Genomic DNA, 19,895 nt, shown 5'->3' with positions numbered 1-19,895 from the left:
AAAAGTTGGCGCGAAGCTAACAATTCTGGTTCTGACCATTAGCTTAATCGTGAATATGGAACTTGAGAGAAAAAACGTTTGAGTAGAGTAGTCCTGATGTTGAGCCAACATCGGTAAGGGCATAATCGATCGCTAAATCTCCCAGACCAAGAATATTGCGCAAGTAAAGTCCAACTCCCAGGTTTGGCTGGAAAGTTGTTTCCTTGTAGTTGCCTACTTCAGCTTTCACGCGTTGAAAATTGCCAACACCACCACGCAGGTAAATGAGTTTGTCGTAGCTGAACTCAAGTCCAAAGTGTGGATCAACACTCACAGGATCTGACTGAATAACCGTTTGGCGCTGTCCGTCAAAAGTGATATCAGCATTGAGTTCGGGGAGTAACCTGAATTTGTCGTTCCCAAAAAAGATTTTGTATCCACCGCCTACAATCAAGCGTGGAGGAGTGATTTCGAGATCGTTTTGTGGTAGTTCATTATCGGTTTGCAGGAAGACTTCTTTCGTGCGATCGTCAAGGCTGTAGCTCCAGGCGTTGAAGGTGGAGGTTACGTCTCGGGCAGAGGCACCAACAAGCCAGTTGCTATTTTCATACTTAACTCCCAGGTCAATGCCAAAACCCCAGGCCTCAGCAAAGTCGCCAATTTGACGGTGAATAATTTTAGCACTTCCCCCGGCTGATAAGCCTTCAACTTTCAACTTTTTAGCAAAGGAGATCAATGCTGCGTAATCAGCAGCAGAAAACTTTTCAATTCGGTTGTAATCGGGTTGGCCGGTATTGGGATCAATGAGGTTAACAGTGTTTTGTATATCGTCAACCCCAAACCGAATGAGTGATATGCCAATTACACCAGATTCAATAGGAATTGCTGCTGCTCCGTAATCGAAATTGGCAATGCCCGCAAAGTATTCAGAGTGCATGAGAGATCCCTGCACTTTTCCTGTTACACCTGTTAAACCGGCCGGGTTCCAGTATGCTGAATGAACATCGTTGCTCGATGCCACAACTGAGTTTGACATGCCAAGAGCCCGTGCTCCAACACCAATACTGAGGAATTCATTACTGTATTTTCTCGTTTCCTGAGCAAAATATGAAGTTGAAAATCCCAATATTGCGAGAAGAAATAAATATTTTAGAAAGGCATTTTTCATTTCGCGGGTGAGCAAATTTAAGTGAATAACTCATTTAGCTTAAAAAAATTGCCTTAATTGTAATTGAAGTGCGAGAAAAGAAGAACTTACATATTCAGGTAATTGTATTGCTGGTCGGAACCGGGCTTATGTTGATCAAGTTTGGTGCCTGGTGGATCAGTAATTCAAATGCGATTTTGACCGATGCTGTTGAAAGCATTGTCAATGTTATCGCAGCTGGTATTGGAGTTTATGCACTTTATTTATCCTCTCTGCCGCGTGATAAAAATCATCCTTATGGTCACGGGAAAGCTGAATTTTTATCAGCCGGTGTTGAGGGTAGTTTGGTTCTGACCGCAGGTGTTATCATGATTGTAAAATCAGTCTATGGGTTTACTGAAGAACGTGAATTGGGAGCAGTTGATTATGGCCTGTACATTGTGATTTTTGCTGGAGTCGTCAACCTGATTATGGGGCTAATTCTCAAAAAACGCGGTAAAAAAGTAAATTCACTTGCACTTGAATCGAGTGGGAATCATTTGCTCAGTGATGTGTATTCTACAATAGGTTTAGTGGTGGGGCTTATTTTGCTCTATTTTTTTCCCTATACATGGATTGATAATGCGCTCGCTATTATCTTTGGGGGAATAATTGCTTTCAGCGGATTTAAAATAGTGAGAAAATCTGTTGCAGGTATCATGGACGAAGCTGACGAACAACTTATCAACGAGCTTGTTCGTCATTTAAACAGGAATAGAAAGCCTGAATGGATCGATATCCATAACTTTAGAGTGGTGAAATATGGGGCAATGTTGCATATCGATTCACATTTGACCTTACCGTATTACTTCGATGTAGAGAGAATGCACGATGAAGTTGAACAGGTAAATAAGGTTGTGAATGATTTTGCCGGTGAAAAAGTAGAGATGTTTATTCATGTTGACCCCTGCATTGAGGAAGCCTGTGCTTATTGTTTAATTGAAGATTGCCCGGTTCGGAAACACGCATTTAAAGAAAAGATCGATTGGAATTATTCCAACGTTATAAAAAACCAAAAACACGCCTACCAAAAATCTTAAACGAAAATAAGAGAATGAACAAGTTTATCACGACTTTATGTCTTTTGGGGATAGTGTTTTTAATCGACTCGTGTGAATACAACAACGAAGAGGAGCTTTATCCAAAAAAAGAATCTTCGTCAAATTGCGATACAACCTCAATTACTTATGCCTCAGGAATAGAAACGATTATTTTGGATAATTGTGCGCTTTCTGGTTGTCATGATGGTAATTCTGGTCTGGCGACAATTAATGATTATTCTTCAGTAAAAAACTATGTCGATGATGGCTTGCTGGAACAGCGTGTTCTTGAAGAAAAAAGTATGCCGCCATCCGGCCCGTTGTCAACTTGCAACCAGCAAAAAATTAGGAGTTGGTTGATGGATGGAGCACCACAAAATTAAAGAGCTATGAAAAAGTTTTTAATCGCTTTGGTTATTGCCGTGTTAGTTGTTGCAGCTTATGGTATATACCAGTGGAACAAACCGCACCGTGATGTTGAAAACGAGGATACTAAACTCGTTTTGACTTCAGATTCTCTTCAGGCGTTTTACGGTCAGAGCCCGGATAGCGCCAAAAAGATGTTCCTCGATCAAGCTGTTGTGGTCACCGGTGAGGTTCAATCAATAGAGGGCGATAGCACGACAACAGTTTTGTTGCCCGGAGCAGCATGTAGCATGGAAAGTGATCAGCTGAAAATAAATAAAGGAGATAGAGTTAAGATAAAAGGAATTTGCACCGGGTATGACGATCTCTTTCAGGAGGTAAGAATAGATAGAGGTGTATTAATCAAATAAACTATGAAACAGTTATTAGTAATTGCATTTACTGTATTGTCAACAGTGGCTTACAGTCAAAAGTATTTCACGAGAAGTGGTGAAATAAGTTTTTACAGCTCAACACCGGTTGAAGATATAGAAGCTCACTCAAATTCAGCATCGAGTATTTTTGATGTTGAAACGGGAGCTGGTGAGTTTTCTGTCCCCATGAAATCCTTTCAATTTGAAAAGGCCCTCATGCAGGAGCACTTCAACGAAAACTATGTTGAGAGTGACGAGTACCCCAAAGGAACATTTAAAGGAAAGTTCACCAACATTGAAAACATAGATTTTTCTACAAAAGGCGAATATCCCGTAAATGTTGAAGGAAAACTCACGATTCATGGAGTCACCAAAGAAATTAAAACCAGTGGTTACTTCATTATTGACGATGGAATAAAAGGCGAAGCGCAGTTTACCGTGAGTCCGTCAGATTTTGATATAGAAATCCCGGATGTGGTTCGCGATAAAATCGCCAAAGTGATCAAGATTAAAGTATCCATGAATTACAAAGAGTTCAAGCGATGAAAAAAAAGCTAAACCTCTGCCTTGCAACGCTACTCATCTTTTCTGGAAATCTTCTCTTTTCTCAAAATGACACGAGCATGCTTTCCATGCTCGATCAGGAAGAAGAAACTGTTTATGTGGGATCAACTTATAAATCTACCCGAATTGTCAATTCGCATTCTCTCAAGTCAACCCCAAAAGGAGTTCTCGACTTTCGAATAGCACACCGTTTTGGATTTGTAAACACCGGGATTTACGAGATGTTTGGATTAGATCAGGCTACGATTCGTTTAGGGTTTGATTACGGTATTACAGACTGGTTGATGGTTGGTGTTGGAAGAAGCTCGTTTGATAAAACGTATGATGGCTTTGTCAGAGCCAAAATACTCCGCCAGTCAACAGGAGCGAAAGAAATGCCCATTTCACTCCAGTATTTAGCCACAACTGAAGTCAATACCCTCAAATGGGAAAATCCTGATCGCGACAACCTTTTTTCGTCCCGATTGGCTTACACCCATCAACTGATCATTGGGCGTAAATTTTCAAAATCGCTTACTCTGCAATTAATGCCAACTTTCGTCCACCGTAACTTAGTCGAAAATGAAGACCTGAGTAACGATGTGCTTGCCCTTGGTGGCGGGGGTCGTGTAAAAATAACGAATCGTGTGGCGATTACCGGTGAGTATTACTACGTTTTACCTGATCAGATCCAGGACTTTTACGAAAACTCAATCGCAATTGGTGTCGATATTGAAACTGGCGGACATGTTTTCCAACTTCACGTGACAAATTCTACTCCAATGGTTGAAAACGGATTCATTACACAAACAACAGGAAACCCACTCGATGGTGATATTCATTTTGGGTTCAATATTTCCAGAGTTTTTACAATCGTAAAACCAAAATCTTTCAGAAAATCTAAATAAGCTGGCAGGCAGAATGATTCGGCTATATTTGCAGCTATGAATTGGAGAGCTGCTATACCAAATTCGCTTACACTGAGTAATCTCGTTTGCGGTTGCCTCGGGATCATCGCTGCATTTGAAGCTGAAATGTTGTGGAGTACAGCGTTTATCCTTTTAGCAGCGATTTTTGACTTTTTTGATGGTATGGTTGCTCGTCTTCTAAAAGTGAGTGGCGAGTTAGGGAAACAACTCGATTCCCTCGCTGATGCTGTCACATTTGGTGTGTTGCCGGGTATTTTACTCTATCAGTGGATCAGTATTGGTTTTGGCGATTATTTTACTCCATTTTTCGAGCGCCCGCTCGATCATCAAATCCTGGAAGGACTCGGCTTGTTGGTAGCCGTTTTTTCGGTTCTGAGGTTAGCGATCTTCAATATCGATGAGCGACAGTCTGATGTATTTATAGGAGTTCCAACTCCTGCTAATGCAATTCTTATCAGCTCCTTTTCCATTATCATGGCCACTCAATATGGGCTCAACTTTTATAATCCGCTCGATACAGATGAAGCAATGAGCGCTTTGGTTCAGCTTCATTACTGGTGGCAACCGTATGACTTCCACCTGATTCTGCTTTTGTGGAATCCCTGGTTTCATATTGTGCTGGCAATCGTGAGCAGCATATTACTCGTTGCTCCTTTCCCGCTTCTCAATTTCAAATTCAAAAACCTCAAGTGGGAAGGACCTAATAAAGCACGTATCATTTTTATCGGGTTGGTGTTTCTGGCTCTGATCATGACCTGGTTGCCATACCAAAGTTGGTTTCGGGTTCCATATTATCCATATTTTGATTACACCATCATTCCCATTATTATACTTTTGTACATTATTTACTCGCTGATTATTCATCTCGTAAACAAAGCAAGACAATAAGTTACCTTTTGATAAGCGATTTGGAATCAGTTAAAAATTAAAATTTAAGGACATGAAATTTCAGGCTTCAATTGATGTAATGCCACATAAAGTAATTTTAGATCCGCAGGGAAAGGCTGTTTTGAGTGGTCTAAAAAACCTGGGTTTGAGTATGATGGATAATGTTCGCGTTGGAAAGCATATTACGCTTGAAGTAGAAGCTGATTCTAAGGCTGAGGCTGAAGAAAAAACTACTGAAGCTTGCGATAAGCTACTAGCGAACAAAATCATGGAATATTACGAGTTTGAAGTTGTTGAACTTCAAGAGGCGTAATTTTTTTGGTCAGATCCCCTATTGTGCTAAACTCCTGTGACTCCTTTCATTGTTCGTTTCACATCATGATTGATGTGTCATAACCTGGTCTCAAACTCACTTTGTTGACGATCTTCATTTGGCAGTTTCGAGCATACGATTTATTTTGCTTTCAATTTAGTAAGGAGCACACCCATGTGCCAGCCCTAACAGAAGGATATGCAAAAAGCACTTTTTGAAAAAGGTTCGTTTCAGTTGAAGCTAACAACTGAAGAAGTCCCTATCGATTTACAGCGTTTAATCGACAGTACTGTTCTTGGAACAAAAGGCCTTATCTATCGCCACGGTAGAGTAGAGGATCGTCTCAAATTTATGCATCATCCTTATCACCTGAGCCTGTACCGGGGTGAGAAAATGTTGGGAAATCTATCGCTCGCTCATTACGATACAAAAATGAGCTTTGGCATGGCCAATGCTTATTATATCCGGTATTTCGCTTTTGATAAAATCTTTAAAACGTCTTCACAGGAAAAGAAGAAACGTTCGAGCGATAATGTTTTTCGCAGGATTATTGCCAATATCATGACAAGACACCCGTCTGAACATGGTATTAACTACAACGAAACTACTGAAGCACCGGCTTATCACTATGCATATATTGAACCTGATAACATGCGTTCATTGCATCATGCAATGGGGTTTGACTTCCAAACTTCACGCAGGTTTGAAACAATTCCTTTTTCGCGATTAAAGCCCAAAAAGACGGTTGATTTTGAAGAGGTTATAGATGAAAAAGATCGCAGTGAAGTAAAAGAATTGCTCAGTCAATTTTACTCGGGTCATAACGGTGTTCACTTTGAATACCTTTTTCATCATGATAACTACTTTGTGGTGCGCGATGATGATGGAAAAATAATTGCCGGTTGCCAGGTTAATGACTGCATGTTTCATGTTGAAAATGTTGGTTCACCAATGTTCCAGGCAATTACTCGCGGACTCAAAATTACCGGTCTCGATAAAGCTGTTCTCGATATTGAAAACCTTCGTTTTCTCAGCTTTGACCATGTTTATACAACTCCCGGGAATGAAAAGTTTCTGATCAGGTTAATGGAGAGTTTGCTGGCTAAATTCAAACTGAAGTTTTCTCTACTTTGGTTTGACAGTGAAGATCCAACTCTTAAAATGCTGGTTAACTCAGGAAAGTTAGGTTGGGTGAGTAAAGTATATAAAGCAAGTCCAAATAATATTGTTACTCACAGTATCACACTAGATGAGGAACAAAAAAAGGCGCTCACTGAGCGCCCCTGGTTTATTGCAACTTTTGATATGACCTAATTTCTTTAGGTCACTATTCCTTAATTCTCCACTGTCCGCCTTTTAAGAGCGGTTCAGCTTGTTTGTATTTCACTTCTTTCTCTTCACCTGTAGTGAGATTAAGGACCGTTACTTTATCATTTCTGCCGTAAGTCTTTTCAGATTTAGCCGGTTGAGGTTTTGGTTGCTCTTTGTTTTGAGAAGGATCGTGATATTGCGGTCCTGATGACTGAGAAGGAAGTTCCTCTTTTTGTGTTTGCAGCTCAGGTTGTTTTTGCTTTTCCTGAACGCGGTTTCCTTCCTGTACAGGAGCATCCTCAGCCTGTGGCAAAGTAGCTTTCATCAGGAATGAGATCACTTCGCGACCCACTTTTTGCATGATTTGTTTGAACAATTCAAAAGACTCAAACTTGTAAATCAAAAGTGGATCTTTTTGTTCGTAAACGGCATTTTGAACCGATTGACGCAACTCGTCCATCTCGCGCAAGTGATCTTTCCAGTTGAGGTCGATCATTGCGAGTGTAACAGATTTTTCGAGAGCATTTACTAATTCAGTACCTTCAGTGTTATAGCTCTTTTCCAAATCAGCAACTACCTGAAGTGATTTTCTTCCATCAGTAAATGGAACGGCAATCGTCTTGTAGTTCGCTTTAGGATCTTCATGAACACGTTTAACCACAGGATAAACGATCTTGCTCATTTCCTCAGTTCGTTTTTGATAGTTGGCTACCGCTTTTTCAACGATGTGCTCAACGATGTCCTTCGGCTGCTTTTTGATGAACTCGTCTTCACTGATCGGACTTTCAATATGTAGAGAACTGATCAATTCAAGATTGAATCCATCAAAGTCTTTTGTCGCGTGATAATCGTAAACGATAGCTTCAACCAGCTCAACCATTGAATTGGCTATATCGAGCTTGAGTCGTTCACCGTAAAGTGCGTGTTTCCTGCGATCATAGATCACTTCACGCTGCTGGTTCATCACATCATCGTATTCGAGAAGCTTTTTACGAATACCAAAGTTGTTTTCTTCAACTTTCTTTTGAGCACGCTCAATGGAGTTTGAAATCATACGGTGCTGAATCACTTCTCCGTCCTGGTGTCCAAGCCTGTCCATCAGTTTCGCTATACGGTCAGATCCAAATAAACGCATCAAATTATCTTCGAGCGAAACAAAAAACTGAGATGAGCCCGGGTCACCCTGCCTACCGGCCCTACCACGTAACTGGCGGTCAACACGCCTTGATTCGTGACGCTCAGTACCAACAATTGCTAAACCACCGGCCTGGCGAGTTTCTTCAGTAAGCTTAATATCAGTACCACGACCTGCCATATTTGTGGCAATGGTTACTGTTTTTGGTTCACCTGCATTTTTAACAACTTCGGCCTCAGACTGGTGTTTTTTCGCGTTCAGAACCTGGTGCTCAATCTTGCGCATTTTCAACATCCGGCTGAGAAGCTCTGAAACCTCAACACTTGTGGTTCCGACCAAAATTGGTCTTCCTTCTTCTCTCAGGCGAATGACTTCTTCAATAACAGCGTTGAATTTTTCTCTGGCTGTTTTGTAGACAAGATCCTGCCTGTCATCGCGAATAACCGGTTTGTTCGTTGGAATTACCACTACATCGAGCTTGTAAATTTCCCAAAACTCACCGGCTTCTGTTTCAGCAGTACCGGTCATACCCGCAAGTTTGTTGTACATGCGGAAGTAATTTTGAAGCGTAACAGTTGCGTAAGTTTGAGTAGCGTCCTCAATTTTTACGTTTTCTTTCGCTTCAATCGCCTGGTGTAGCCCATCAGAGTATCTACGGCCATCCATGATACGGCCTGTTTGCTCGTCAACGATTTTAACCTGATTATCCATCACGACATATTCCACGTCTTTCTCGAACATGCAATACGCCTTGAGAAGCTTATCTACCGTGTGAACGCGCTCAGTTTTCACTGAAAAATCGTTCATTAACGCTTCTTTTTCCTCAACCTTTTCTTCATTTGGCTTTTCTGATTTCTCGATTTGAGAAAGCTCAGTAGCGATATCGGGTAAAATGAAGAAGTCTTTGTCGTCAGTGTTTGATGTTACAAGGTCGATTCCTTTTTCAGTGAGCTCAACAGAGTTTTGTTTTTCATCGATTACGAAGAAAAGCTCGTTATCGACAAACGGCATTTCTTTTCCCTGATCCTGTAGGTAATGGTTTTCAACTTTTTGCAGTTGCTGACGCATTCCCGGTTCGCTGAGGAACTTGATGAGTGCCTTGTTTTTGGGTAAACCGCGATAGGCTCTGAATAGGGAAAGCCTGCCTTCCTGGAGCATTTTACCAGCCGCTTTTTTGTCTTCAGTTTTATCAGCTTCGCTCAGTTTTTTCTTTGCCTCAGTGAGCAGGTTGTTCACGAGTTTGCGCTGTTCGCCAACGAGCTTTTCAACTTTTGGTTTGAGCTCGTCAAACATGTGTTGATCACCTTTTGGAGTTGGTCCTGAAATGATGAGTGGTGTCCTGGCTTCATCGATCAGAACCGAGTCAACTTCATCGACAATGGCGTAATTTGGTTTGCGCTGAACGAGATCCTCAGGCGAGTTAGCCATATTGTCACGTAGGTAGTCAAATCCAAATTCGTTGTTAGTTCCATAAGTGATATCAGCTTGGTAAGCTTTTCTACGCTCTTCAGAATTTGGTTGATGCCTGTCAACACAGTCGATTGATAATCCGTGAAACTCATAAAGAGGGCCCATCCATTCAGCATCCCTTCTTGCGAGGTAATCGTTTACTGTTACGAGGTGTACACCGCGTCCAGATAATGCGTTCAGGTAAACCGGAAGCGTAGCCACAAGCGTTTTACCTTCACCCGTTTGCATCTCAGCGATTTTACCCTGGTGCATAACGATACCGCCAATGACCTGAACCTCGTAGTGGATCATGTCCCAGGTGATTTTATTGCCTGCCGCATCCCAACTGTTATTCCAAATAGCCTTATCACCACTAATTTGGATTGAGTCACGGTTTTGAGCAAGCTCCTGATCGAATTCGCTGGCTGTTACTTCGATTGTTTCGTTTTCCTTAAATCGTTTTGCTGTTTCTCTTAAAACGGCAAAAGCTTCAGGTAAAATTTTGTTGAGGACATTGTCAATTTTTTTCGTGATATCCTCTTCAATTTTATCGATCTCGTTGTAGATGTCTTCTTTATCGAGAATATCTACTTCATCAGATTCTGCTTTTTCTTTGAGCTCAGTAATGTGTTTTTTTTCGTCTCTTATTTCTTCCTCAATGGTGGTTTTAAACTCAGTGGTCTTGGCTCTAAGTTCATCATTGCTCAAGCTATGCAGTTTAGAATATGCCTCTTCAACCTGTTTTACGATGGGGGTAATGGCTTTGATATCTTTTTCACTTTTCGTTCCAAAGATCTTCTGTATAGCCTTAGTGACCGTTTCTAACATATCGTGTTTTAATTATCAGTATTTGAATAGTAAAGTGGTTTTGCTGGAAAATGGCCCACAAAGTTAAGGTTATTCATCTGTTTAAATTTAATTTTTAAAAAGTCAGATCCACCTGCTTGAATAAAAAAGGGCCAAAACAAAAAAAGCCGTTTCGCGTGAAACGGCTCAGAGTATTATTAAGCAATGGCCATTAATATTCATCTTCATTGAAGAAAAAGTCTTCTTTGGTAGGATAATCTGGCCAAATTTCTTCTATAGTTTCATACTGCTCGCCCTCATCTTCAATTTCCTGAAGGTTTTCAACCACTTCGAGAGGAGCTCCTGTACGCAGTGCGTAATCGATTAGCTCATCCTTGGTTGCGGGCCATGGAGCATCTTCTAAATAGCTTGCAAGTTCTAGCGTCCAATACATAGTACAATTGTGTTAATTGTTAGGCATTTTCAAAACGCAAAAGTAGTTTTTTAAGTTACATGCACAATTGTTGTGCGAAAAAAGTCTAAAGCCTTCTATTTGCGAGGCTTCCAGGCTATTTCTTTTGCGTTTAATTGCTTTGCGGTGTACCTCGAAAGTACAAAAAAGTAATCGCTCAGTCGATTGACGTAAGGTTGAACGAGTGGTGGCGTAAATTCGTGTTCTGACAGTGAAATAACTCTTCTTTCAACTCTCCTGCAAACAGTTCTGCAAATATGCGATGTGGATACAGTGGTGTGTCCACCGGGCAGAATGAAGTTTTTCATTGGAGGTAGTTGCTCGTCCATGAAGTCCATTTCTTTTTCGAGAAAAGTGATATCCTCTTCTTTTAAATCGGGGAGTTTGGTCTCAGGACTTTCGTCAGGGTCTGTTGCCAGTGACGAACCTATTGTGAATAGGCGGTCCTGTATTTCTAGCAAGGTTTGATGAGTACGGTCATCAACTTTGCTGTCTCGCAGCATTCCTACCCATGAGTTGAGCTCGTCAACGGTGCCGTAAGCTTCTATGCGAACGTGGTCTTTTGTTACGCGTGTCCCGCCAATGAGTGAGGTTTGTCCTTTATCTCCTGACCTGGTATATATTTTCATTCTTTCTGATTTTGAACTGTGTCACTTTCAACTAATCCATCCATCAAACGAACGATTCGCCTTGCGTGTTGGGCAATGTCCTCTTCGTGCGTCACGAGAATTACGGTATTCCCATTTTGATGGATTTCATCGAATAACGCCATTATTTCATAAGATGTTTTGGAATCGAGGTTTCCTGTTGGCTCATCTGCCAAAATTATGGATGGTTTATTTACGAGTGCACGAGCTACTGCAACACGTTGGCGTTGCCCGCCAGAAAGCTCATTTGGCTTGTGATCCATGCGATCCTTTAAACCAACTAGTTCGAGAACTTCCTGAGCTCTTTCGTTTCGGTCAGATCGCTTCATGCCAGCATAAACGAGAGGCAGAGCTACGTTGTCAAGAGCCGAATACCGCGGGAGAAGGTTGAATGTTTGAAAAACAAAACCGATTTCCTTGTTGCGGATTTCTGCTAGCTCATCATCTGTCAATTGGCTTACTTGCTGGCTGTTTAAGATATACTCACCGCGAGTGGGGGTGTCTAAACAGCCCAAAATGTTCATGAGTGTTGATTTTCCAGAGCCTGAAGGCCCCATCAATGCAACGTACTCATTTTTGTCGATAGTCAAAGAAACAGATTGAAGCGCTTTTACGAGTTGGTTTCCAATACTGTATTCTCGTGCTATTTCCCTTACTTCAATGATTTTCTCCATATTGTGAACAAATGTAATGGGCTCTGACCGATAGAAAATAAAAAATACACAAGCGGTTGAAATAATGCTTAAGCGCATTGGAGTTGATTTGTTTCGGCTACTTTTGCGCGACTTATGAAAATCGATTTTAGCAATAAAGTAGTTCAGTGGGTAACGCTGATTTTCCTGGCCTTCATTTGGGGATCATCTTTCATCCTCATGAAGAAAGGACTCATTTCGTTTACTCCTGAAGAGATAGCTTCCTATCGAGTGTTTTGTGTGGCTCTTGTTCTTTCTCCATTTGCTGTGAAATACTTTGGTTATTTGAGAGGGAAGCGTTTTTGGGTGTTTTTCCTGGCCGGGATTTTTGGGAGTTTACTGCCGTATTTTTTGTTCGTAAAAGCGCAAACGAATATAGACAGTTCACTCAGTGGTATCCTCAACTCTACAACACCTATTTTTACATTGATACTCGCTGTTCTCGTTTTTAAACAAACGTTTAAGCCGATGAGTATTTTGGGGGTGATTGCCGGGTTTGTAGGTGCAGCCGGACTCATAGCTTTTAGGTCAGATTCATTTGATTTGGGGTCTTTTTCTCTGTACGCGATTTTACCTGTTATTGCAGCTTCGAGTTATGGTGTAAATGTGAACCTGATTAAAATGTATTTGCAGGATGTACGCCCAATGGCGGTTACCTCATTGTCTTTTTTTACAGTTGGAATAATCGCTGGAGTTTACCTTTTTGGATTTACTGATTTTGTCGATAAACTCGCTGTTGGTAGCACAGAAACGTACAAAAGTCTTGGCTTCGTGACAATTCTGGCAGTTGTTGGTACGGCTCTTTGCGTCTATATTTTCAATATGTTGATCAAAGAAACGAGTGCTTTATTTGCATCGAGTGTCACCTATATGATTCCGGTATTTGCTATCTTTTGGGGTGTACTTGACGGTGAAAACTTTAACGCGATACAGGCCGTTTTTGCAGCTGTTATTTTATTAGGTGTGAGCCTGATTAATAGCAATCGCAAATTTAAAAGGTCTAAGTAGTTGCTAACAAGGAGAAAATATTTATTTTTGCACCCCTTTTACAATAAAAAGTAACAGTTAAAATTTAATTGAGATGTACGCAATTGTAGAAATAGCAGGGCAGCAGTTTAAGGTTGAGAAAGATCAACAGCTCTTTGTACATCGTTTAGAGAATAAAGAAGGTGAAAGCGTATCTTTTGATCGCGTTCTTCTTATCGACAACGATGGAAAAGTGAATGTTGGCGCCCCAGCTATCAGCGGAGCTTCAGTTACCGCAAAAGTGCTCGAGCACATGAAAGGCGACAAAACAATCGTCTTTAAAAAGAAGCGCAGAAAAGGCTATAAGAAGAAAAAAGGCCATCGTCAGTATTTGACTTCAATCCAGGTTGAGTCAATCAGCGAAAAAGGCGGTGCCAAAAAAGCTGCTAAAGCTAAGCCGGCAGAAGAAAAGAAAGAAACTAAGGCTAAAAAAGAAGAGGGTTCTGAAAAGAAAGCTTCTACCGCCAAAAAGACTACTGCTAAGAAGTCGACTGGTGAGAAAAAGTCTACCTCTACTTCTGCTAAAAAGTCGACAAGTACTAAAAAGGCTTCAAAAGATTCAGCTAAGAAACCATCTTCTACAAAAGCTAAAAGTACTTCAACGAAGAAATCAACTTCAACTAAAAAAGAAGATAAAGAATAAAACAGTAAACCTCATTCATTATGGCACATAAAAAAGGTGTAGGTAGTACTAAAAACGGTCGCGAGTCGGAATCGAAACGACTCGGTGTTAAAATATATGGCGGACAAGATGCCAAAGCCGGGAATATCATCGTTCGTCAAAGAGGAACTAAACATCGTCCAGGTGAAAATGTAGGAATGGGTAAAGATCACACTCTTTTCGCATTGACCGATGGCGTTGTTAAATTTCAACGTAGAAAAGGAAATAAATCCTTCGTTTCTGTAGAAAATGAAGCGTAGTTGAAATAATTTATTTTTTGAGAAATCCCGGTCGCTTTGATCGGGATTTTTTTGTTTACACCCCCAAAGGGATTGGAATAACTCCTATTAATCTTAATTTTACAGCAAAATACTTACCATGCTTCAACTGAGCTATATCAGAGATAACGCAAAAGAAATCATCGAACGATTAAAAGTTAGAAACTTTGATGGTCAGGAGGTGATCGATAATATCGTGAGCCTGGATAAAGAGCGCAGAGAAACTCAAACGAAACTCGATACTGAACAGGGAGAGATGAACAAAATCTCCAAAAAAATAGGGGAGCTGTTCAAAGCTGGAAAACGAGATGAAGCAGAAGAGTACAAAGCCAAAACAGGTGAGCTCAAAGAAGCAGTAAAGGAACATCACACGAAGCTGAATGAGATTGACGAAAAGCTTCAGGAGTTGCTCTACCAGGTTCCGAATGTGCCTAACAAAATGGTTCCTGCCGGGAAAAGCGATGCTGACAATGAAATAATCGAAGAGATAGGCGAAAAGCCAACTTACGATTTTGAACCTAAGCCTCACTGGGATTTGGCAAAAGAGTTTGAATTAATCGATTTTGAGCTCGGTAATAAAATTACCGGTGCCGGATTTCCATTATACACAGGAAAAGGTGCCCGATTGCAAAGAGCGCTGAAAGAGTTTTTTCTCAATGAAGCGATTGAAGCCGGTTATGTTGAAGTAATGCCTCCGCTTCTCGTGAATGAGGATACAGGAAAGGGAACCGGTCAGCTTCCCGATAAGGAAGGGCAGATGTATCATACCGAGCTCGATCATCTCTTTCTCATTCCAACTGCTGAGGTTCCGATCACGAATATTTACCGCGATGTAATTATCAAAGAAAAGAAGTTCCCGATCAAGCATTGTGGCTACACACCATGTTTTAGACGTGAAGCCGGATCATACGGAAAAGACGTTCGCGGATTGAATCGCCTGCATCAGTTCGATAAAGTGGAAATCGTTCAGGTTACTCATCCTGATAAGTCTTATGAAGCTTTGGATGAAATGGTGAGTTACGTGCGCTCTATCATTGAAAAACTCGACTTGCCCTATCGCGTTGCCAGGCTTTGTGGCGGAGATTTAGGATTTACATCGGCCTTGACCTATGACATGGAGGTTTACAGTGCTGCTCAAGATAAATGGCTTGAAGTGAGTTCAATCTCAAATTTTGAAACATTCCAGGCCAACAGGCTAAAAGCGAGATTCAAAGATAAAAACGGAAAAATGCAGTTGGCTCATACACTCAACGGATCGGCACTTGCTTTTCCACGCATACTCGCTGCTATTTTAGAGAATAATCAAACAAAGGACGGAATAAAGATACCAAAAGCACTCGTGCCTTTTACAGGCTTTGATAAAATTTAAGAAGATGATAAAAACAACACTTTTTGCAGTTTTAGGGATTCTTGTGATGGCTTGCACTTCAAATGTAAACCAGGAGCAGATCAAAAAAATCGATAGTTTAATTGTAACGCTAGAGCATTCTCAAAAAAGAATGGATAGTCTCGATTTTGAAGAAATAGCTGAGAAGAAAGAAAAGATTGAGGAACACATACATTTTATCCAAAAGAATTACCGCGATACCATGTCAAAGTATTTAGCCGATAATTTGAGCGAGTACAAAATGACAGAGGAAGAGATCAAGAAAATAGTTCTCGACAATCGCGAGAAAGTTGAAATGGAACTCGAAAAGTCTATTGAACAACTTCAAAATTTGAAAGCTGATATCCGAAACAACCTGCTCGAGGAAGAACAGGCAAAAGCGTATTACGCTGATGAAGAAGATGCAGCAAAGAAGATGAATCAGGCAACAGATAAAGTTGTGAAATCGTACCATCGATCACAAAAAAGGTTTAAAATCTTTTACCCGGTTGCCGATTCACTCATTACACAACTCAACCGCAAGGGAATCCGTTAACTAATGCATGGTAAGATTTAGTATCATCCTTCTTCTGCTATTTGTCACGGTCAGAACCACAGTAGCTCAAACCCAGGACCGGCAGCTTGCCGATCAGTACTTTGCTGATGGCGAGTATAGCAAAGCAGCCATGTACTACGAAAAACTCTACGATGATACTGATCAGCCCTTTTATTTGAAAAGACTGGCACTTTGCCGATTCAATGTAGAAGATTACGATGAAGCAGAAAGCCTTCTGAAAAAGGCATCGCGTAAAATGCCTAACGATCTGGATTTATTGATCACCCTGGGGCAGGCTTACAAAAGACAAGATGACGATCGAAGAGCTCAAAAATCATGGGATGATGTTATCAAAGGGCTCGGCAACAACCGGAGTGAAATCATCAATGTAGCTGATAAGTTCACTAAAATTGGCGAATACCAGTACGCACTTCAGGCTTACGAAAAAGGCAAGAAAAACATACGAGGGTTTTACGTTTTCAATTCGCGAATAGCCGAGTTGTATGGCCAAATGGGCCAAAACGATAAAATGATAGAGCTCTACCTCGAGCTCATCGAGAAAAACCCATCCTATCAGCGGAGCGTTCAGGTGAGGTTGAGCAGAATCATCGACTTTGAAGAAGATCAAATGATCGTGGAAACGTTACGCCAGGAGTTGCTCAAGAAAGTTCAGGACAACCCTGATAAGCCCATTTTTGCGGAAATGTTGATTTGGATGTTTCTCCAGAAAAGTGATTTTTACGGAGCTTATGCCCAGGCTAAGGCCCTCGATCGCAGGCTTGATGAAAATGGGTCCAGACTCATGTCACTTGCCAATGTTGCGCGCAACAACAAAAAGTTTGATGTAGCTCGTGATGCACTTAAATACGTGGTCAAAAAAGGAAAAAAGAATCAGTATTACGATCGCGCTTTGCAGGAATATTTAACGGTAAGTAAACTGCACCTTGATTTTGATCCGCAAACCGCAACTGAAAAATACAGTCAATTAAAAGAAGAATACCTCGATGCTATCGGTCAATGGTCAGAACCTAACTTAATTGCATCGTCATCAATCGAACTGGCCGAGATTGAAGCATATCAGCTCAACGATCTCGACACGGCAATTTCGAGGCTTGAAAATAATTTGGATAACCTCACAATGAGCGATAGGAATGTGGCTCTGACCAAAATAAAGCTGGGCGATTTCCTGGTCGTGAAGAACCAGGTGTGGGATGCCGCGTTGTATTACATGCAAGCCGAAAAAGCTTTTAAATACGATGAGCTTGGAGACAGGGCGAAATTCAAAGCAGCCAAAATCTATTACTACACGGGAGAGTTTGATTATGCTCGATCACAGCTCGATGTATTGAAAGGATCAACATCAAAGCTGATCGCAAATGATGCCATGTATTTGTCAAATCTGATCAACGACAACTCAATCATCGACACAACTTTTAAACCCATGGAGATGTTTGCCCGTGCCGATTTACTCCTGGAACAAAAGAAGTTCTCTAAAGCATTTGCCACCCTCGATAGTATTGATGCTGAATACCCCGGTCATTCGCTCCAGGATGATATTTTGATGAAGCGCTATGAGCTCAATAAGAAAATGGGAGAATACCAGGAGTCGGCTCAAAACCTTGAAAAGCTTATCAAAAACTATTCAGATGATATTTTAGGGGATGATGCGCACTTCAAACTCGCTGAGCTTTACGAACATCATCTGAATAATGAAGACAGGGCACGCGAACTCTACCAAAAAATTTTAACAGATTACTCGGGGAGTTTGTACGTGGTTGAAGCGCGTAAGCGATTTAGGAAATTAAGAGGAGATTCAACAACTGAGGAATTATGATTATTTACAACGTAACGATTAAGATCGATAAAGAAGTAGAGAACGACTGGTACAAGTACATGGTTACTCAACACATTCCTGATGTAATGAGTACCGGTAAGTTTAAGGAGTACCGCCTGTCAAAAGTCATGGTTGATGATGGAGAAGGAACAAATTATTCTATCCAGTATTTGTGTTCTGATATGAAGACGCTGGAAGATTACCAAAACAACCATGCTCAATCGCTTCAGGAAGAGCACACTGAACGGTACAAAGATAAATTTGTAGCATTCAGAACCCTGCTCGAGGTCGTTGACCACAACTCAAAAATTGAATGACAAAACGCGTAAGACCAAAGAAGTTTTTAGGTCAGCACTTTCTCAAAGACCTTTCAGTAGCCCAACGAATTGCTGATTCTCTATCGCTCGATGGCTACAGTAGAGTTTTGGAAGTTGGGCCGGGAATGGGAGTTCTCACAAAGTATCTTTTAGAACGGCCTCTTGACCTCACCGTAATCGAACTCGATCGTGAATCGGTTCCATATTTAAGAAATCACTTTCCCCAGCTTGAAGAAAACATCATTGAAGGAGACTTTTTGCGTTTTCCGGTCGATCAGGTTTTCAAGGAACAATTTGCTTTAATCGGAAATTACCCGTACAATATTTCCAGTCAGATCCTTTTCAAAGCTCTGGAACACCGCGATTTGATTGTGGAAATTGGCGGAATGTTTCAGCGTGAAGTTGCCCAACGAGTAGCGTCAAAGCCGGGCTCAAAAGTTTATGGCGTCATCAGTGTATTGATTCAGGCTTACTATGATGTGGAATATTTGTTCACCGTTGATGAAGGAGCTTTTAATCCGCCACCAAAGGTCAAGTCTGGAGTTATCTTGTTGAGAAGGAAAGAAAATCAAAACTTAGGTTGTGATGAAAAGCTGTTCAAACGCATTGTGAAAATGGCTTTCAATCAGAGACGGAAAACGATTAGGAACTCACTTAAGGCTCTGACCGGAAAGGAATTTGAAAATGAATTTTTGAAACAACGCCCTGAACAACTATCGGTAGATGATTTTGTTAAATTAACCAGAGAAATAGAAAAACTACAGCTATGAATGTTTTATTTGTAGATACTGTTCACCCTGCTTTGTGGCAGGACTTAACAAAAAGCGGATTCAATTGTATTGATGGAACTTACTGGGATAGAGATGAGGTTTTGAGTGCTTTGAATGATGTTCAGGGTATTGTGATTAGGAGTAAGTTCAAGATCGATGAAGAGTTCCTCGAAAAAGCAAAAGACTTACGATTTATTGCCAGGAGTGGTTCTGGACTAGAAAACATAAACCTGGAATTGACTGATGAAAAAGGGGTTAAGGTTTTTAATTCACCAGAAGGCAACTGTGATGCAGTAGCTGAACATGCAATGGCGATGTTGCTTTCGCTCTTTACTAATTTGGTCAGATCCGATAGAGAAGTACGCGAAGGACATTGGTACCGCGAAGAAAACAGGGGTATAGAACTGGGAGGAAAAACGGTTGGAATCATCGGATACGGACACACGGGTCAGGCTTTTGCGAAGCGACTATCTTCATTTGGCTGTGAAGTACTGGCTTATGATAAATATAAAAGCGGTTTTGGATCTGACCATGTGAAAGAAGTATCGTATGAAGATATTCTAGAGAAATCAGACATCATCAGTTTTCATGTTCCATTGACTGAAGACACCCGTTACTTAGCTGATAGAAGGTTTTTTTCTCAATCGAGAAAAGCGGTTTATTTGATCAATACATCACGCGGAGAAATCGTCAATACTGATCACCTTGTTGAAGCACTAAAGGGAGGCTTGATTATGGGAGCTTGCCTTGATGTTTTAGAATATGAAAAGTCGAGCTTTGAAAACATCGATCACAAAAAGCTACCCGATTCATTTAAGCACCTGACCGAAAGTGATCAGGTAGTTTTGAGTCCGCACATAGCAGGCTGGACCTTTGAATCTTACGAGCGTCTTTCTACAGTTTTAGCTACTAAGATTTTAGCCGAGTATAAATAACTC

The 19,895-nt window shown here is 41.0% G+C and carries 22 protein-coding genes; 17 read left to right on the top strand and 5 right to left on the bottom strand.

Going from position 1 to position 19,895, the window contains the following annotated elements; genetic code table 11:
• Nucleotides 1-43: 43 nt before the first annotated feature.
• Nucleotides 44-1,147: a PorV/PorQ family protein gene (locus RI557_RS02610; protein ID WP_310667435.1), complete on the bottom strand. Its 1,104-nt coding sequence runs from the start codon at nt 1,145-1,147 to the stop codon at nt 44-46.
• Between the two features lie 68 nt (nt 1,148-1,215).
• Here RI557_RS02610 and RI557_RS02605 point away from each other — a divergent pair, with 68 nt between their 5' ends.
• From RI557_RS02605 to RI557_RS02570, 8 genes are all read left to right on the top strand, one after another.
• Nucleotides 1,216-2,205, top strand: coding sequence for a cation diffusion facilitator family transporter (locus RI557_RS02605; protein ID WP_310681883.1), 990 nt, complete (start codon nt 1,216-1,218; stop codon nt 2,203-2,205).
• 14 nt (nt 2,206-2,219) lie between these two features.
• Nucleotides 2,220-2,588, top strand: a complete 369-nt coding sequence (locus RI557_RS02600; protein WP_310667433.1) for a hypothetical protein — start codon at nt 2,220-2,222, stop codon at nt 2,586-2,588.
• Nucleotides 2,589-2,594: 6 nt separating this feature from the next.
• Nucleotides 2,595-2,981, top strand: a complete 387-nt coding sequence (locus RI557_RS02595) for an OB-fold protein (RefSeq protein ID WP_310667432.1) — start codon at nt 2,595-2,597, stop codon at nt 2,979-2,981.
• Between the two features lie 3 nt (nt 2,982-2,984).
• Nucleotides 2,985-3,530 (top strand): YceI family protein, encoded by a 546-nt coding sequence (locus RI557_RS02590; RefSeq protein ID WP_310667431.1) that lies wholly within the window; start codon nt 2,985-2,987, stop codon nt 3,528-3,530.
• Nucleotides 3,527-4,435 (top strand): DUF5777 family beta-barrel protein, encoded by a 909-nt coding sequence (locus tag RI557_RS02585; RefSeq protein ID WP_310667430.1) that lies wholly within the window; start codon nt 3,527-3,529, stop codon nt 4,433-4,435. Before RI557_RS02590 ends, RI557_RS02585 begins: the two co-directional genes overlap by 4 nt.
• Nucleotides 4,436-4,471: 36 nt before the next feature.
• Nucleotides 4,472-5,344, top strand: a complete 873-nt coding sequence (locus RI557_RS02580) for a CDP-alcohol phosphatidyltransferase family protein (protein ID WP_310667429.1) — start codon at nt 4,472-4,474, stop codon at nt 5,342-5,344.
• Between the two features lie 52 nt (nt 5,345-5,396).
• A complete protein-coding gene (purS, locus tag RI557_RS02575) occupies nt 5,397-5,657 on the top strand; it encodes a phosphoribosylformylglycinamidine synthase subunit PurS (RefSeq protein WP_310667428.1) in 261 nt (86 codons plus the stop codon).
• 198 nt (nt 5,658-5,855) lie between these two features.
• A complete protein-coding gene (locus RI557_RS02570; RefSeq protein WP_310681881.1) occupies nt 5,856-6,971 on the top strand; it encodes a hypothetical protein in 1,116 nt (371 codons plus the stop codon).
• Nucleotides 6,972-6,984: 13 nt separating this feature from the next.
• Here RI557_RS02570 and secA read toward each other — a convergent pair whose 3' ends face one another.
• From secA to RI557_RS02550, 4 genes are all read right to left on the bottom strand, one after another.
• Nucleotides 6,985-10,380 (bottom strand): preprotein translocase subunit SecA, encoded by a 3,396-nt coding sequence (gene secA / locus RI557_RS02565; protein ID WP_310681879.1) that lies wholly within the window; start codon nt 10,378-10,380, stop codon nt 6,985-6,987.
• 190 nt (nt 10,381-10,570) lie between these two features.
• Nucleotides 10,571-10,792 (bottom strand): DUF2795 domain-containing protein, encoded by a 222-nt coding sequence (locus RI557_RS02560; RefSeq protein ID WP_151168724.1) that lies wholly within the window; start codon nt 10,790-10,792, stop codon nt 10,571-10,573.
• A gap of 95 nt (nt 10,793-10,887) precedes the next feature.
• Nucleotides 10,888-11,439, bottom strand: a complete 552-nt coding sequence (locus RI557_RS02555) for a cob(I)yrinic acid a,c-diamide adenosyltransferase (RefSeq protein WP_310667425.1) — start codon at nt 11,437-11,439, stop codon at nt 10,888-10,890.
• Nucleotides 11,436-12,131, bottom strand: coding sequence for an ABC transporter ATP-binding protein (locus RI557_RS02550; protein ID WP_310667424.1), 696 nt, complete (start codon nt 12,129-12,131; stop codon nt 11,436-11,438). The genes RI557_RS02555 and RI557_RS02550 overlap by 4 nt, the downstream gene beginning before the upstream one ends.
• Nucleotides 12,132-12,245: 114 nt before the next feature.
• Between RI557_RS02550 and RI557_RS02545 the strand changes: the two genes are divergently transcribed.
• The 9 genes from RI557_RS02545 to RI557_RS02505 all read left to right on the top strand — a co-directional run bounded on the left by RI557_RS02545 (nt 12,246) and on the right by RI557_RS02505 (nt 19,892).
• Nucleotides 12,246-13,157, top strand: coding sequence for a DMT family transporter (locus RI557_RS02545; protein WP_310681877.1), 912 nt, complete (start codon nt 12,246-12,248; stop codon nt 13,155-13,157).
• Between the two features lie 73 nt (nt 13,158-13,230).
• Nucleotides 13,231-13,818, top strand: coding sequence for a 50S ribosomal protein L21 (gene rplU / locus RI557_RS02540; RefSeq protein ID WP_310667422.1), 588 nt, complete (start codon nt 13,231-13,233; stop codon nt 13,816-13,818).
• Between the two features lie 20 nt (nt 13,819-13,838).
• Nucleotides 13,839-14,096: a 50S ribosomal protein L27 gene (gene rpmA / locus RI557_RS02535; RefSeq protein ID WP_310667421.1), complete on the top strand. Its 258-nt coding sequence runs from the start codon at nt 13,839-13,841 to the stop codon at nt 14,094-14,096.
• 118 nt (nt 14,097-14,214) lie between these two features.
• On the top strand, nt 14,215-15,483 hold the full coding sequence (gene serS, locus RI557_RS02530; RefSeq protein WP_310667420.1) for a serine--tRNA ligase: 1,269 nt from the start codon (nt 14,215-14,217) through the stop codon (nt 15,481-15,483).
• 4 nt (nt 15,484-15,487) lie between these two features.
• A complete protein-coding gene (locus RI557_RS02525; protein WP_310667419.1) occupies nt 15,488-16,036 on the top strand; it encodes a hypothetical protein in 549 nt (182 codons plus the stop codon).
• A gap of 7 nt (nt 16,037-16,043) precedes the next feature.
• Nucleotides 16,044-17,870, top strand: coding sequence for a tetratricopeptide repeat protein (locus RI557_RS02520; protein ID WP_310681873.1), 1,827 nt, complete (start codon nt 16,044-16,046; stop codon nt 17,868-17,870).
• On the top strand, nt 17,867-18,187 hold the full coding sequence (locus RI557_RS02515; protein WP_310667417.1) for a DUF4286 family protein: 321 nt from the start codon (nt 17,867-17,869) through the stop codon (nt 18,185-18,187). Before RI557_RS02520 ends, RI557_RS02515 begins: the two co-directional genes overlap by 4 nt.
• Nucleotides 18,184-18,957: a 16S rRNA (adenine(1518)-N(6)/adenine(1519)-N(6))-dimethyltransferase RsmA gene (rsmA, locus tag RI557_RS02510; RefSeq protein ID WP_310667416.1), complete on the top strand. Its 774-nt coding sequence runs from the start codon at nt 18,184-18,186 to the stop codon at nt 18,955-18,957. Before RI557_RS02515 ends, rsmA begins: the two co-directional genes overlap by 4 nt.
• Nucleotides 18,954-19,892, top strand: a complete 939-nt coding sequence (locus RI557_RS02505; protein ID WP_310681871.1) for an NAD(P)-dependent oxidoreductase — start codon at nt 18,954-18,956, stop codon at nt 19,890-19,892. The genes rsmA and RI557_RS02505 overlap by 4 nt, the downstream gene beginning before the upstream one ends.
• Nucleotides 19,893-19,895: the final 3 nt, after the last annotated feature.

The organism is Salibacter sp., from assembly GCF_031581065.1.
Lineage (GTDB): Bacteria > Bacteroidota > Bacteroidia > Flavobacteriales_G > Salibacteraceae > Salibacter.
This window is presented reverse-complemented; position numbering and strand designations above follow the sequence as displayed.